The 15,668-nt window shown below is 51.2% G+C and carries 11 protein-coding genes; 8 read left to right on the top strand and 3 right to left on the bottom strand.

The window, feature by feature from the left end; all coding sequences use genetic code 11:
• The 5 genes from AAF564_19675 to AAF564_19695 form a co-directional block, all read left to right on the top strand.
• Positions 1–1,407 (top strand): carboxylesterase family protein (locus AAF564_19675; GenBank protein ID MEM8487781.1); only part of this gene is annotated, 1,407 nt, incomplete at its 5' end.
• Positions 1,408–1,661: 254 nt separating this feature from the next.
• Positions 1,662–2,660: a dihydrodipicolinate reductase gene (locus AAF564_19680; protein MEM8487782.1), complete on the top strand. Its 999-nt coding sequence runs from the start codon at positions 1,662–1,664 to the stop codon at positions 2,658–2,660.
• Positions 2,661–2,795: 135 nt separating this feature from the next.
• Positions 2,796–6,656, top strand: a complete 3,861-nt coding sequence (locus AAF564_19685) for a PVC-type heme-binding CxxCH protein (protein ID MEM8487783.1) — start codon at positions 2,796–2,798, stop codon at positions 6,654–6,656.
• 190 nt (positions 6,657–6,846) lie between these two features.
• A complete protein-coding gene (locus tag AAF564_19690; GenBank protein ID MEM8487784.1) occupies positions 6,847–7,269 on the top strand; it encodes a hypothetical protein in 423 nt (140 codons plus the stop codon).
• Positions 7,270–7,570: 301 nt separating this feature from the next.
• Positions 7,571–8,605, top strand: coding sequence for a transporter (locus AAF564_19695; protein ID MEM8487785.1), 1,035 nt, complete (start codon positions 7,571–7,573; stop codon positions 8,603–8,605).
• Between the two features lie 95 nt (positions 8,606–8,700).
• On the opposite strand, the gene AAF564_19700 is transcribed toward AAF564_19695, so the two are convergent.
• Complete coding sequence (locus AAF564_19700) at positions 8,701–9,003, bottom strand: Rho-binding antiterminator (protein MEM8487786.1); 303 nt, start codon at positions 9,001–9,003, stop codon at positions 8,701–8,703.
• A gap of 435 nt (positions 9,004–9,438) precedes the next feature.
• Between AAF564_19700 and AAF564_19705 the strand changes: the two genes are divergently transcribed.
• A complete protein-coding gene (locus AAF564_19705; protein ID MEM8487787.1) occupies positions 9,439–9,897 on the top strand; it encodes a hypothetical protein in 459 nt (152 codons plus the stop codon).
• 148 nt (positions 9,898–10,045) lie between these two features.
• Positions 10,046–10,408: a SnoaL-like domain-containing protein gene (locus AAF564_19710; GenBank protein ID MEM8487788.1), complete on the top strand. Its 363-nt coding sequence runs from the start codon at positions 10,046–10,048 to the stop codon at positions 10,406–10,408.
• Between the two features lie 95 nt (positions 10,409–10,503).
• Here the strand turns inward: AAF564_19710 and AAF564_19715 are convergent, their stop codons facing one another.
• Entirely contained in the window at positions 10,504–13,386 is a 2,883-nt protein-coding gene (locus AAF564_19715; protein MEM8487789.1) for a ThuA domain-containing protein, read from the bottom strand.
• Between the two features lie 304 nt (positions 13,387–13,690).
• Between AAF564_19715 and AAF564_19720 the strand changes: the two genes are divergently transcribed.
• A complete protein-coding gene (locus AAF564_19720; protein ID MEM8487790.1) occupies positions 13,691–15,061 on the top strand; it encodes an FAD-dependent oxidoreductase in 1,371 nt (456 codons plus the stop codon).
• Positions 15,062–15,075: 14 nt separating this feature from the next.
• Here AAF564_19720 and AAF564_19725 read toward each other — a convergent pair whose 3' ends face one another.
• A complete protein-coding gene (locus AAF564_19725; protein MEM8487791.1) occupies positions 15,076–15,345 on the bottom strand; it encodes a hypothetical protein in 270 nt (89 codons plus the stop codon).
• Positions 15,346–15,668 lie beyond the last annotated feature (323 nt).

Raw genomic sequence — 15,668 nt, forward strand, 5'->3', positions numbered from 1 at the left:
GCGCAGCCTCCAGTAGGAGATTTGCGCTGGCAGGCACCGCAGCCGGTTGAGAATTGGGCAGGGGTAAGAGCAGCAGAGAACTTTGGGCCGCGTTGTATGCAACGTCCCCTTTTTAGTGACATGATGTTTCGTTCGGATGGCATGAGCGAAGACTGCCTGTACCTGAATGTATGGACACCGGCGCGTAGCGCAGAGGAGAAACTACCGGTCTTGATATATTTCTACGGCGGCGGGCTCTTTACGGGGGATGGATCTGAATACCGTTATGATGGAGAGAGCATGGCGCGGGAAGGCATCGTGACCCTAACGGTCAACTACAGGTTGAATATTTTTGGGTTCTTTGCGCACCCCGAGTTAACAGCAGAGGCAGATTACAACGCATCAAGCAACTACGGCTTTTTGGACCAGACCGCTGCGCTCCAGTGGGTACAGGATAACATCGCTGCTTTTGGTGGCGATCCTGATCGGGTGACCATTGCCGGTGAATCTGCCGGCTCTGTATCTGTAAGTGCGCAAATGATTTCACCGTTGTCCAGACACCTTATCGCCGGCGCGATTGGTTCGAGCGGTTCCTTGATGGGGACGCTTCGCGCAGGCCCACTGGCTGAGCAAGAAGCTAAAGGTGTTGCTTTTGGCGAAGAGGAGCGCGCTCCGTCGCTGGCAGCGCTGCGTCAAATACCTGGTGACGAGCTGCTCGAGAAGACGAAGAAATATGCGTGGACACATTTTTCGCCTGCTATAGACGGTTACGTCTTTCCTGAATCGCCAGACGCCATGTTTGAGGCCGGCCAGCAGGCAAAAGTACCTTTACTCCTCGGATGGAATTCAATGGAGCAAGGCTATAACGGTGTAATGGGTGGATTGCCACCTACCCCGGAGTCTTTCCAAACGGTAGTGCGGTCGTTGTATGGCGATCAGGCAGATGAGATTTTGGCTGTATATCTTCATACGAATGAGGAAGAAGTTCGGACTTCTGCTATCGATCTTGCGGGCGACCGGTTTACGGCATTCAGCACCTGGAAATGGGCAGATTTGCACCTGAAGACCGGAGGTGGGCAGCCCGTGTATCGATACCTGTACGCAAGGCCGCGGCCGGCATCACGTGATGGCAATACGCCGGCTGCCACAGGAGCCACGCATTCAGCCGAAATTGAATACGCGATGGGGAATCTGTCTACCAACCGTGTGTACGATTGGGAGCCGGAAGATTACCGCGCCTCGGATGTGTTCAAGGCGTACTACGCCAACTTCGTGAAAACCGGCAACCCCAATGGTCCTGGTGTGCCGGCATGGCCCATGTTGAACGCAAACAAACCCCAGGTCATGTACATCGACGCTGAAACCACGCTCAAACCAGAACAGCATGCCGCACGCTACCGCGTACTGAATAGCTTAAATGTCCACTGAATTTTGAATATTCCTGATAGGGTGTACAAGCGTCCCCTCTTGAGAGGGCGGGCATGGTCACGCAGGGAGGGCGCCATTCGCATGCAAGTAAAATCAACAGCACTGTCGGGGTAGAGCGGAGCTACAGGAGCCCAATGAAAAAGGCCGGCTTTCAGTACAGCCCCCAAATAACCTCCCGGGATCGGATCATTTTTAACCCTCTCTGGTTGTCACGCAACTTCGCCAAATAATCCACTTTACCACCCCCCAATACCGTGGCAAATAAAATCCGTGTCATCCAATTCGGACTGGGCCCTATCGGGTGCGCTGCTGCCCGCCTCGTCACAGAAAGAAGCAATCTTGAACTGGTTGGTGCTGTAGACATCGACCCGGAAAAAATTGGCCGGGACATTGGAGATGTAATTGGTTTAGCGCAGCCGTTAGGAAAAAAGGTGTCAGGCTCGCTTGCTGATGCAGTCAGCGCACAGCCGGCAGATGTGGTGCTGCACATGACCAGTTCCTACTTTGATCTGTTCAAATCCCAAATAGAAGAAATTCTTGATGCCGGATTGGACATTGTGTCTACCGCTGAAGAATTGTCTTTCCCATGGCGTGATAACCATGATGCTGCAACTGAACTGGATACGCGTGCGAAGAAAGCTGGCAAATCTGTGCTCGGTACAGGCGTGAATCCAGGATTCCTGATGGATGCACTGCCGTTGTTCATTTCGGGTATTACGCAGTCTGTTGAGCATGTCGAAGTTACCCGCATCATCAACGCGAGCGAGCGGCGTGGTCCTTTTCAGAAAAAAATTGGCTCCGGCATGGAAGTAGAAGCGTTCATGCAGAAAATGGCGGAAGGCCGGATGGGCCACGTAGGATTGCCCGAGTCGATGGCCATGTTGTTTGATACGCTTGGCCGGCGCATGACCAACTACACCGATACGGTTGAGCCTGTTGTTGCTGAAACACTCACCAAGACCTCGCATTTTGAGGTCGCCGCCGGCAATGTGAAAGGCCTCAAGCAGGTAGCTACAGCGTCATCCGCGGATGGCGAGTTTGCGCGTTTGACGTTTATCGCTGCGCTCGACATGGAAGACGATGGCGATACCATCACCATTACGGGTACGCCAAACCTTGAAGTAAAGCTCAAAGGCACCAATGGCGATTACTCCACGGTTGCAATTGCCGTAAACGCCATTAAACGCGTGTTCGAAGCCCAGGCCGGCGTACTAACCATGCGCGATATTCCACCTGTTACAGTCCAGCAGTAAGCCCTTTAAGCACGTTCTTCCATGCACAACTGAGAGGCTAATAAAGCGGAAATAGTCGGAAAGGTGACAAAATGGAGTCAGGTTGCTAAATTAAAAAGCAATCTTGTCATGCTTTATTAGAACCACCTTACTACTATGTGGACGAAGACACCACCCACGCTATCGACACGCTATGCCGCCGGGCTAGCTTTTTTTGGGCTATCTCTTATACTGCTTTTACCAGGCTGTACCCCCTCGGTTGGCGGCGAACAACAACTGCAAGAAGTAGCGCTTTCTGTTGTTGAGGATATCGCAACCGGTGCCATAATGGTTTACCGGGAACGCGACACAGAACCGATCCTCACCCAGAATGCGGCGCCAGACCATCGCCCCTATTTGCACCCGATCACTTCGCCCGACGGGCAAAGTGTGGTTACTGAATACAGTCCTGGGCATCACAGGCACCAGACAGGCCTTTACTGGGGATTCACCCGTCTAAACGGACGCGACTATTTCCACAACCCACAAGGCGACTACTGGCGAAAGGCATCATCCGAAATTATGGTGGATGAAGGGTCGGCTGTGAAGTGGAAAACTGTGTACGATTTGTTGGATGAAGCCGGCGAAGTTGTGCTGCAGGAGACGCAGGTCTGGGAGATGTTTGAGGAGAACAACAACTACGTGCTCGATTTGGTGTGGCAGGGGAGTGCCGTGCAGGATGTCACCATAGGCGAATTCGATTATGGTGGCCTTTTCTTGCGGATGCCCTGGACAGAAGGCATTGAAGGGGCCGCGGTAAATGCTGCACGCCAGCGGAACCAGTTTGCAGAAGGCAAACGCGCGATGTGGCTTGATGTCGGAATGAAAGTCGAAGGCCGCGATGATTTAGCGCACATGACCATTTTTGATCACCCCGACAATGCCGGCTTCCCACAGCCCTGGCGCGTAGACGGACAACTAGGCGTAGGACCTGTACGGGCCCGTCTTGGCGATTGGCAAATTGCTGCCGGCGAAACCGAAGAAATCAAACACCGCATCCTCGTGTACACCGGCAAACACGATGACATCGTATTGCGGGATGTGTTCTCCGCTTATAGTGGACAGGGAGAAATGTACTCTACGGCTTCGTTGTGGGGCATTGCCCAGCAGGAAGCAATGGAAGCTGAATTCCTCACGCCGCAAATGGCTGTTGATGCCATGACGGTGCAGGAAGGTTTTCAGGTAAATGCATATGCCGGCGAGCCCATGATTACCCAGCCGATGGCGTTTGCGTGGGATGACAAAGGCCGGATGTGGGTGGCTGAGAACCGGGACTATGAATCACGCGGCGACGGATTTTCCAATTCTGGCGACAGCCGCATCTTGATTCTCGAAGATACGGATGGGGATGGCGTTGCCGATTCTCGCAAAGTATTTCTGGAAGGCATTCCTTTCCCCGCGGCCATTGCCATTGGGTTTGATGGGCTGTTCCTTGGCGCACCACCGCACCTGATGTTTGTCCCGGATGCAGACGGAGACGATGTGGCAGAGCGCGATGACATCGAAATCCTGCTAACGGGGTGGGGGATACGAGACCGCCACGAAACGATTAACAGCCTCCATTGGGGACCTGATGGATGGCTTTATGGCCTCGAAGGATTTGCGACGCCTTCCCGGATTAGAAAGCCTGACGCGAGCGATCGTTTATATAAACACAATGATCCCTTCCCAACGGATATCTTCACCAAGGAAGGTGTAGACATTGATGGTGGGGTATGGCGCTATCATCCATCAAAAAAACGGTTTGAGGTGGTTGCGCACGGATTTAGTAATCCATGGGGCATCGACTATGACGCAAAAGGGCAGCTGTTTATCAGCGCCTGTGTGATACCGCACATGTTTCACGTGATACCTGGCGGCATTTACCAGCGCCAGGGTGGCCGGCACTTCAATCCGTATGTGTATAGCGATATCCAAACCATTGTAGACCATCGCCATCGCTCAGCCCACGGTGGTGCGCGTATTTATCAGTCAGACGCATTCCCTGAAGAGCACAGGGGCCGGTTGTTTATGGCGAATATCCACGAACACGCCGTCCTGACTGATATTTTGGAGACCAAAGGTTCAGGCTTCGTTGCCCGGCATGGCGATGACTTCCTGCTGGCTAATAACGCACAGTGGATCGGGTTCTCTATGGAAATAGGCCCCGAAGGTGCCGTGTACGTTCTGGATTGGCACGATGCAGATATTTGCGGCAAAGACGTGCTTGACAAGGACACCGGCCGCATTTTCAGGATCACGCCCGAGGAATCGCTCGCGGAACAATGGGATGGCCGGTATGACGACCTGAACACCAAAACAGACGTTGAGCTAGCAGCGCTACAGGTGAGCCCGAGTGACTGGCACGCGCGGCGCGCCCGTGTGATTTTGCAGTATCGTGCAACCCAGCGTGCGATAAATGCTGACGCAGTTACCACTTTACAAGAAACGTACGCGAGCCATGACAATGCTGATTTCCGACTCCGGGCCATGTGGGCCATGCATGTTGCGCAGGTACTTGAGGCTGCGCAGCTTGAGGAGGCGCTTGATGACAGAGACGAGTACATTCGTGCCTGGGCTATTCAGCTGTTGACGGAAGACATGGATGCCTCTGAAAACGCGCGTATGGAATTTGCTGAAATGGCGTCGTCAGATAAATCGCCCGTTGTTCGGAAATACCTCGCAGCTGCACTACAGCGTGTCGATATGACGGATCGCTGGGACATTGCTGCCGGCCTCATCCAGCATGGCGCGGATGCTACCGATGATAACATCCCTCTCATGAGCTGGTTCGGTATTGAGCCGCTGGTAGCTGAAGATCCTGAACGTGCTCTGGGTCTTGCGGGTGAAAGCAATATTCCGCTTATCACGGAATACATCGCTCGCCGCGCAGTGGATGCAGATGAGATAGATATCCTTGTTTCCAAATTGACCGCTATGAAAGATGCGCGTCCGATGCTCCTGCGCGGGATGTTAGATGCACTGGAAGGGCGGACAGATTTGGAAACCCCCGCGGCCTGGCCAGCGGTATATCAATCACTACAAAAAGATTCCGAAGACGTCCAGCGATTGGCTGTCCAGGTCGGACAGCAGTTTGGAGATGCTGAGGCTGCTAAAGCCTTGTTGGCCTCACTTGCCGACCCGGCTACCTCCGATGCTGATAAAAACAACGCCATCCGTGGCCTTGCTTCAAAACAGCGCGAAGAGTTGGTTGCACAACTGCCGGCGTTAATCGATGAGCCGGCAGTGCAGATAGAAGCGATCCGGGCTGTAGCAGCTTACGACAACAGGGTATTGGGGAGCCAGTTGCTTGCCAAGTATGAGTCGCTTGATTCAGATGCCCGCCGCGAGGCAGCGCAAACTATGGCAACCCGGCCTGTGTATGGTTGGATGCTTGCTGAAGCCATCAAGAAGAACCCCGATTACAAAGCTGATATCCCGGTATACGTAGCGCGTCAGTTGCGTCGTGTTGTGGGTAATGGGTTTGTTGAGATATGGGGCCCCATTGATAGCATGTCTGATGATAAATCAGCCGCTTACGAACGGTATACAGCGTTGCTTACAGATAACGCGGTTGCTGCTGCTGATGCAAGCGCAGGCCGCGCGGTCTTCGAGCAATCCTGTGGTACGTGTCACAAAATGTATGGAGATGGCGGAGACATCGGGCCAGAGCTGACAGGATCCAACCGGGCCAACCTCGATTATATCCTGAGCAACATGCTCAGCCCTAGCGAGGTCATTCAGGATGATTACAAACTGGTTGTGATCACCACCCACGACGGCCGTACGTACATGGGCAACGTTTCCGGTGAAGATGACCGGCAGGTAACACTTCGCGTGGTCGGACAAGACGCCGTTGTTATTGGTAAGTCCACGATACGGTCCAGAGAAGTAACGCCTAATTCCATGATGCCAGAAGGCTTGCTACAAGCGCTGCCCGATGAAAAGGTACTGCAACTTGTGTCGTATCTGCGTACCAGTCAGCAGGTTGGGGAATAGTCCGTTTGACAAGTAGATCGTTCAATACATAGTTAATACAAGTGAGGGGCTGATTTCAGCCCTTCGCTGTTTAATTGCTTTTTTGTGAAGATGTAAAAGATATGTTAGACATCCCAACAAATCAGCAGTGTTGCCGTAACTGCCTTTACCGTAACTGACAGTATCGCTATCAACCTCTGACTGGACGCGTATGCAAATTAGGAGAAGTCAAATTGCCCTGCTAGTGCTGCTTACCTTTGTGGTAGGTAGTATTGTGGCGCCGGCTTCTCACTATGCGTATATGCTTTTCAGTGATGTGTACGGCGTTGGAGGACATCTCCAGCATACTGCACATCACGATGTACCGCATCACGGCGCATCGCATCACGGCGCTGCCGTTGATGGCACACACGATATGCCCGTCCGGGCACGTGATGCGGGTAGCGATCATTTTTATTGTGAGTACGCTGACCTTTTTGCGACCTTTGCTGCAACGGGTCCTCTTGCAGCTTCTGTTGTAGACGCCACGCCGCATAGCGAACCGGTCATCATATCAGCGGAACGCAATCCAGACGCTTCTCTCCCTGCAGCATTTCAACAACGGGGGCCGCCTGTGCCTGTTGCGCATGCGTAATTGCTTCGCTTAACCCATCCCCTCTGTATTCCAGGGTATTTATCTCATCCAGCCTCAATGGTAGCGCAGATTCCTGTCATGAATCTCGTGCTATCCTGTGGTATGCGGTGCAGTGCGAGAAGGGGAGTGTCACAATACGTATGCGAGCTTTTTTAGCATGGTGCTAACTGCCTGACTGGTGCTGCAAATGGCCCATGGACGGCTACACTTCTGCCATGCAAGTCCTTTTCTCTTCTATAGACCAATCAGCACTCAGGTAGCTGATGTCTTGTCCCACCTTTGTATAAAGCACAGGCATACTATGCGTTATTTAACCTATGTTCTCGTTTTTTCTCTTTTTGTCCTGATCAACCCTGTTGATGCGCTGGCACAATGGACATCCGGCCGGCCTGATGGGCATGCCCCAATTGGTGTGATGGGTGATCACACGCACGGCGCCGGCGAATTTATGCTTTCATACCGCTACATGTACATGAACATGGACGGTAACCGAGATGGTACCGACGGCCTTTCAACCGATGAAGTGGTTGATCCGAATGGGCAGAACTTTGTGATTGCCCCCGTCAACATGCCGATGGGTATGCACATGTTTGGGATGATGTACGCGCCGACCAATGAATTGACTTTGATGGCCATGGTGCCAGTGATTTCACTGGAAATGGATCATGTCACCCGGGCCGGCGGTGCTTTTACAACTTCTTCTTCTGGCGTTGGTGACATCAAGCTGTCAGGCCTGTACAAAATTGCTTCTTTTGGAAACAGTCGCGTGCATCTAAATGCCGGCGTCTCTTTCCCAACCGGGTCAATTAAAGCATCTGACGTAACACCTGCGAGTGCACCCAACGCGTCACAGTTGCCCTACCCGATGCAGTTAGGCTCTGGGACGGTAGACCTGATGCCTGGCATCACTTACCTGGGACAAACACCAGACTGGTCCTGGGGTGCACAGGCCAAAGGTGTGGTACGTCTTGGCGAAAACGATCAGGATTATACCCTTGGTAACCGGTTTCTCTTTACCACATGGGGGGCTCGGAAATTGACGCCGTGGATCAGTGCTTCTGCGCGTATTGAGGCGACCAACTGGGGCGACATTGATGGCGCATCCCCTGCGTACGCAGGAGCTGTGAATATGCGCATGGTGCCCACCGTGTTCACTGAACTGCGTGGTGGCAGTCGGGTTGATGCGGCACTTGGTCTGAATACGTATGTGCTGGGTGGTCCGTTGTACGGCTTGAGATTGGCTGTTGAAGGTGTGGTACCTGTTTCCCAGAATCTGAATGGCCCCCAACTCGAAACGGACTGGCAGATTGTCGCCGGTTTGCAGTTTGCTTTTTAGACTGGATATGCTAGATCTATAGCCAATAAAGAAGGCCTCATGCAAACGCATGGGGTCTTCTTTATTATAGACGAATCAAACCATGCCGGCAGGTCTCATTGCGCAGCAGGTACCGCGGAAGGATTTGGGATGCCCTCAATTTCAATAATATGGTCCAGCCGGATTTCGTGTTTTGTATCTCCTGATTGAAAAAGCATAAACTCGACCTGGGTTCTTGAGAACAGATCAACCACCTTTCCTTGAATAGTCAGCGGGCTCGGGTGCTCAGGCGAAATAAATGACAGGTCTACTTCTTTTTTCTGGACAGCAAAGGCTTCCAGATAATCATAGTATCCGCAAGAAATAGGCATATACCCATTTGTGTTGGATTTGTCTGATGGCAGGTTACATTGATTCATTGTCGTATCAGGTCTGTGTTTCTGTTGGTGTCATTAAGACCAAAATTATTTCAGAGGATAAATGACTATTTCCGAGTAGTCGGCCAGACAGGAATGGGTGCGTTACCGGAGGTGGGGGGAGAGAAAAGATTTACGGCGGCGATATGCGTGCGCTGAATATTGTATTGCATGGAGATACATATTGAGAAAATGCGGATCACGATGGGATAAGACAGCCGTAATAATTTGTGCCAGCGGCTAAATGTTGCAGAAATGTGTCGATATTAATTAAGTGTGTGACAATTAAAGTGACGTCAGAAACGCTAAAATCGGCTAGTTTGAAGGAAAAGGCGTTGATGTGTGTAAAATGTTGCGAAATTGTGGCACGATGTTGGTTGTTTTTGAAAGTGCCCGGAGAAAGACACGTCCATCCGTAGAAGAGAAGAGATGAGTATCATGTATAAGCCCCTCTCGCTTGTGATCAGTAAAGCAGATCGATCGTTCGATCGTCCTCCCCTTTTCAAGGCACCCTCGTTTCTTGCCCAGGAATCGGTCGAGGTTAAACGTCCTGCTAAAGTTGAACGCATCGTCAAAGCTACCCCCATGCCGTCCCGCCCCGTACAGCACACTGAATTTCCTCCAATGGGCCGGCCACGGTGCATCAAAAGCTACCGCTCAGACCGCATGGCAATCTACGATGAGACGCATGACACCTTTCATGCGTACTCAGTGACTGAAGCCATCAGTCAGTCTGGTCTCTCTTTTCAGGAAGCAGTCGATTGGGTTGATGATCGCCTTGTGCTCGTTGGAAAGGGCATGGGTCCGGGCAGCATGGCTATTGCGCTCTCGTTGGTTTTTGCTTCTGGCCTGGTTGCTGTTTTGTTGATCGCAGCCATGATCAGTTTCCTCCTTTAAAACTCCCGCCCCTCACCCCCCGCCCCCTTTTTTTCGATTGTTGCATTCTCGTTACACTAAATGCGTTGCCCTGTGCAACTTACGCCAAGGTATGTGTTATAACAAGTATGTTGTAACACGTAAATAAAGATCAAACCTTGATACGCATATGAGTTATCTAGCCCGTGCAACCGAATTACAGAATATGGTCCTTGGGGGACAATTGATGGAAGCTTTTGAAAAGTTCTATCACGAAGATGTAGTAATGATCGAGCCAACAGGAGAATCGACTGCTGGGAAAGACGCCAACCGCGAGCGCGAAAAGAAATTTCTCGGCAGTATAGCCGAGTTTCACGGAGCAGGTGTTGATGCCCTGACTGCAAACGAAGAGACCAAAGTGAGTATGGCTGAAGTGTGGATGGATGTGACTTTTCAGGACGGCAACCGTGTTCGGCTAGAGCAGGTGACTGTTCAGCAATGGGAAGGAGAGACCATTGTAAAAGAGCGTTTTTATTACAACATGGCGGGATAAAGCCCTCGCTATTTGTGGCTTGCCCCATAAAAAACGGGATAGGAGCATGCGCCTATCCCGTTTTTGCTTATTTCGAAGGTGTACAGTTCGACGATCTACTCTCCGCTAAGGCCTGGGCCTTGAAACACGAGCGCATCTAGTTCGAGCAATGTCCCTTTATCTTCACTTTCAAAAGTCAATATTAACGCATGTGAGCCACCCGGATTCGTAATGGGCAAGGTGATTTCACGCCAACCATCAAAGGCTTTAGACTTTTTAACGTTGTTAGCCTGGCGGTCATCAGCCGTAATGCCGGCAATGTATGCAGCCTGCTGCGTTATGATTGCTGCACCGCTATGTTCATCCAATACGGTTTCTGTAAGGAGTTCAGGTTCGCCGGCATCCCACCAAACTTTCATTTGCGCAGCTTTAGATGGTTTGAACCTGACCGTAATTGCTTCTATGCCTGTGAGGTTTACCGGGGTATAGACCAGGCGGGCGTTTGGCTTGATTTGCATCACATTGAGTGCTGTTCCCCCCCAATAGAGCGATGCAGGGTGCGCGCCATGCATCATCGGGTTAGCTGCTTCGAATGACGTAGCATGTTCTGCTTCTTTTGTTTTGGGATGCAGAATGCGCGTATCGCACATTTTATGTCCCCCTTCATCAACGCAGGCTTCCAGCATCGCAAAGCGGTTAACGCGCGCAACATCTGGCGAATGCGTGTAGCTATGGTCGATGGTAAGCTGGCCTTGCAGGTCTGCGTGTCGTTCGAGTGGAAGTGCTGATGTATTGTAGCCAGTGTAGGTTTGAAGGTAGGCGCGATCTGCAAGCGCCTGGTCGTCAAGTTGGATTGCGTAAGGGATGGGGCTGTCGAAGTCGAAGAAGCCACCGTCTACGGGTTGCTCGATGCGGATGCCGCTTGCAGTCAGCATTTCAGGCATGGACGGAGTGCCTGGTTCTTCCGTGCCATAGTAGTCGAGCCGGACCAGTTGCGCATCCGCATTGCTGCCCCAAAAAGATTTCCCCCATTCGAGGATATAAAGCCGGCCTTGTGGACCTATTTCTATGTCCATTGGGCTGATGTAATCATTGCCGGGTAGGAACGGCTCAAGGTTGGCCAGATTGCCGGCATCATCCAGTGTGGCAAGCTGGACCCAGTTTCGCATCCACTCATAGATCATCCACTTGCCGTTGTAATACACCGGCATGGCCTGCGGATGGGCTGTATCTGCATTGTAGTGGAAAATGGGGCCGCTCATCGGATTTAAGCCACCTGCTTGAAATTCAGGGAATTCGTCTGAAGTACCATTGCGGTAATGCATCATGGAAGGTTGGGCAGGGGGAAGAGCTTGTCCGCCCGTATTGTAAGGCGATGCATTGATGGGTGCAGTTGGGTCCATGTAATGATCCATTTTACCTTTTGCACCGGCAAAATGATAATCGTCATGTACCACATTGGGGCCTGTAAACATGGGCCATCCGAAGAAACCCGGGCCACGTGCCTGGTTGAATTCGTCGTAGCCCGTGCCATTGGGGCCAACATCGCCCCAGTATAACCAACCCGTTGCCGGGTCAATAGAATACCTGAACGGGTTACGATGTCCCATGGTGTATATTTCTCCACGGTGCAGGCTGTCTGGCTCAAAGAGGTTGCCGGCCGGGATGGTGTACGATCCATCAGGCTGTGGCGTGATGCGGAGGATTTTACCCCGCAAATCATTGGTGTTGGCTGATGTTCTGCCCTGGTCGGCAAATTTCCTTTCCATCGGATTTTCAGCATCGCGGCCGCCACCCGAATTGTCGCCCGTAGACAGGTATAAGTTACCCTGCGTATCAAACTGTACACTGCCAGCGGAGTGGCAGCAGGAGCGGCGCTGATTGGGTACATCCAAGACAGTGACCTCGCTATCCATGTCAATCATCTGACCGTCATAGGTAAACCTGGAAAGCCGGTTGAAGCTTTGATCAGTTGCTACTGGCGCATAGTAAAGGTAGAGCCACCCATTGGTGTCAAACGCCGGGTCGAGGGCAAGGCCTAGCAGGCCATCCTCAATTTTCTTATCCACGGGTAGCCAACCAACAACGCGGGCTTCGCCAGTTTCCGGCTCCCATATTTTGATAGTGCCGGCCCATTCGATGATGAAGACGCGACCATCGTTTGTAATGTCGATTTCCATGGGGTCGGTGAGGTCGCCTGTTAGCACCACTTCAGAAAAAGCGTCTGCGCGGGTGGCAGTCACATCTGCATCAACTTGTCCTGCGGTCCATTGCAGTGCACCAGTCAAGTGTTTGAGGAACAGTGGGTCGCCGTAGCTTTCGATTGTGTGGCCCAGTCCTGTATAAAATGCGCGCCCGCCATCATAGTGATGCGCCCACGCAATAGGATGGTCATGCCCCATGTTGCCGCCCTCGTAAGAGCTCTCTTCAACAACAGCGAGCACATGAACATTGGCGCGTGGATTTGCTTTGTAGTTGTACCACTCATCGTAATGGTGCCATGTTTGGGGCATGCCGGCAGACGCGGGATGCAGCTCGTCAGTAAATACAACATCAGCGTATTGGCGGTCGGGATGGCTTTCGAAGTAGGCCCCAACCAATCCACCATACCAGGGCCAATCGTATTCTGTATCAGCGGCGCCGTGTATACCGAGGAATCCGCCACCTTGCTGGATGTAGTCCTGAAAAGCAGCCTGTTCTTTTTCGTTGAATACATCAAGGGTTGTATTCAGGAATACAATCGTTTCGAATTGGTGAAGGTCAGTGTTAGTGAAATGGCCGCTGTTTTCCGTAGCAGTGACTGAAAAGTTCTGTTCAGCACCCAATTTGTGGAAGGCAGCAATACCTGCTTCGATGGATTCGTGTCGCCACCCTTCGGTTTTTGAGAACACAAGCACATCATACAACGCATCTGCTGTAGGTTGTGCAAGTTCGGCCGGCGCTGCTGCACAGCCAAAAAACAGGAGGCACACGAGGATACTGGCAATAAGCTTCTGCATGGGGGGATGGGTTTCTTGGGGGGTGGCTGACGTATCTCGCAGTCAATCAGTCTTTATCAGTATAAATGTGGCAAAAAAAATGGTAGCTGGCAAGGAAGAAAAACTGGTATGAGCTACCAGACAAGAAAGACATAGCGTTGATCGTTAGTAAATTGTATACATACAAAGGGCCTTGATGTGGTGGCATACGTTTTCAAAAAGTATTGAAGGAGGCGTATCCCATTCGTTGTCAATTTGTAGTACCTTTTGCGCGTGGGCCCTACGCTCTGGATTAGTTGTTACTCATAAAAATTCGCTTGGTACTATGCGAAACGTTTGTTTAATGCTTGTGCTGATGTGCATCTGGTCATCATGCACCGAGCAAGAAGTTCATGAAGTTGTTGTTATTGGCGGTGGTTTAATGGGGAGTGCCACAAGCTGGCATCTGGCGCAGGCTGGTCTACCGGTTGTGTTGCTTGAGAAGCAAGATTCATTATACACAACAGGATCTAGCTACGGCGATACGCGCATCACCCAGAAACATAGCCTGTTAACCGATGATGAGGCTTTTCTGCATACGCGTGCCCTGAAAGAAACTGCTGGTCTTATCGCTTATCTGAATGAACGGTACGAGGTGGCCAGGCCTTATATCATGGAGCACATTTATACGACGGCGATTGTTACCAATATCCATCCACGAAATCAAAAAGATGCAATTGTGCCGATTTTGGAGCGGCAGGAGGTTGACTTCAAAATTGCCGATTCACCGGCTTCTGCCGACGAGCAGTTTAAGATGGATATCCCCGATAGCTTGCTGGTGTTACGCGAATATGGCCTCTACACGGGTACACTAAATCCGATGTCGCTCATTAACCATCTGCATCTGGCAATTGACGGCATGGGTAGCGAAGTGCGGTATAGGAGTAAGGTTACAGGTCTGACCAAACAGGATGATGTATTCAGAATTGAAGTCGAACACGTTGCATCGGGTGAAGTAGAGGTCATGCTGGCGCGTAACGTTGTAGCTGCAGCCGGGCCTTATACCGGCTCGCTATTGGCGTCTCTGAATCCCGCAATCTCCGATTTGATTCAGCCGCAACGTGTTGCTGAAGCTTTTTTGAAGCTAAACGATGAGCGGTTTGCCAGCCTGACGGTGCCGGAGCAGGTACGGTATGCGATGGGTTTTCCGCTTGTAAACAGCTTCCCCAATGAGAAAGCACAGCCCTATCAGGCGACGGTAGAATATTTTGAGGACAATGGTAACCCGCTTTTGAAAGTTGGCAGCCAGGAACGTTCGCAGGTCTCCAATCTGGACATGGTATGGGGACTGAATTTGTCTGCCCAGGAGCAAGGAGATGCCGTTGACAATCTGCTCGACTATACCCGGTTACTGGGAATGAGTCTTACTGCGGATGATATAGAATATGTCGATGGCCGTTCGAGTGTCTATTCGATGACAAAGACGGCGGTGCCCTATGTGAGCAAAGTGCCCGATACCAATGGTGACGAAATTGACGGGCTCGTGATGCTTGCCGGCATGTCGGGCACCGGCGCAAGGGCCGCGATGGTATACGGGTTGATAGCAGCAAATCTTGTACTTGGGAGACAAGATGAAGAGGTTTGCTTTAATTATCTTATGGAAAAGTTTAGATTTGATCGATTACCAAATGATCGGGGGACGGTTTGTGTAATGTAGAAGAAAGTTGAGTTCTATATAAGTCGTTCGAATTCTGTTCGCAATTTCAGTATTAAATCTTTGGAAGAACGGTATTGTGACCAGAAATGCTCAATTTCGTCTATTCGTGCTTTTAAAGAATCGAGACTTTCTAGCTGTGATGTCTCAATTTGATTAATGTCAATTTGGGTCTGCTTGAAGAAAGTGAAGATCTTTGGTTTGCCGGTTTGATGGAATTTACTGACCGCTGTCTCAAATTCTTCTCGAGTAAATTGACCTACTTGAGTGGCTGCAAGAACGATCATAATGTCGCATTTTCGAATCAACTTATTGAACTTCTCTTGAGACCTCTCAGAAGAGATAGGGTCTACTCCATCGTTACTGCTTTGTAGATGAAGAAAGATATCACGACTCCGGAGTTGCTTGTTTCGTTGGCTTAACCAGATTTGAATTTGCTCTCTCTCCGCTTGCATTTCTTGAGAGCAGGCTAGTACCCAGTCATCGGGGAGTTGATGGATAATGGCGTGCGAGCTTTTTCCGTGCTTTCGGCGTTGAGAACTGCCAGTTAACGGTTGCCTTTTCTTGATTGCGTGTCTGCTGCCATGCTTCGATTTTTTGCTTCAGATCC

Source organism: Bacteroidota bacterium, assembly GCA_039111535.1.
In the GTDB taxonomy this organism is placed as follows: Bacteria; Bacteroidota; Rhodothermia; order Rhodothermales; family JAHQVL01; genus JBCCIM01.

Coding starts and splice junctions, on each gene's coding strand:
- AAF564_19685 (MEM8487783.1), top strand. CDS start 2,796: ATGTGGACGAAGACACCACCCACGCTATCGACACGCTATGCCGCCGGG.
- AAF564_19690 (MEM8487784.1), top strand. CDS start 6,847: ATGCAAATTAGGAGAAGTCAAATTGCCCTGCTAGTGCTGCTTACCTTT.
- AAF564_19695 (MEM8487785.1), top strand. CDS start 7,571: ATGCGTTATTTAACCTATGTTCTCGTTTTTTCTCTTTTTGTCCTGATC.
- AAF564_19700 (MEM8487786.1), bottom strand. CDS start 9,003: ATGAATCAATGTAACCTGCCATCAGACAAATCCAACACAAATGGGTAT.
- AAF564_19705 (MEM8487787.1), top strand. CDS start 9,439: ATGTATAAGCCCCTCTCGCTTGTGATCAGTAAAGCAGATCGATCGTTC.
- AAF564_19710 (MEM8487788.1), top strand. CDS start 10,046: ATGAGTTATCTAGCCCGTGCAACCGAATTACAGAATATGGTCCTTGGG.
- AAF564_19715 (MEM8487789.1), bottom strand. CDS start 13,386: ATGCAGAAGCTTATTGCCAGTATCCTCGTGTGCCTCCTGTTTTTTGGC.
- AAF564_19720 (MEM8487790.1), top strand. CDS start 13,691: ATGCGAAACGTTTGTTTAATGCTTGTGCTGATGTGCATCTGGTCATCA.
- AAF564_19725 (MEM8487791.1), bottom strand. CDS start 15,345: ATGATCGTTCTTGCAGCCACTCAAGTAGGTCAATTTACTCGAGAAGAA.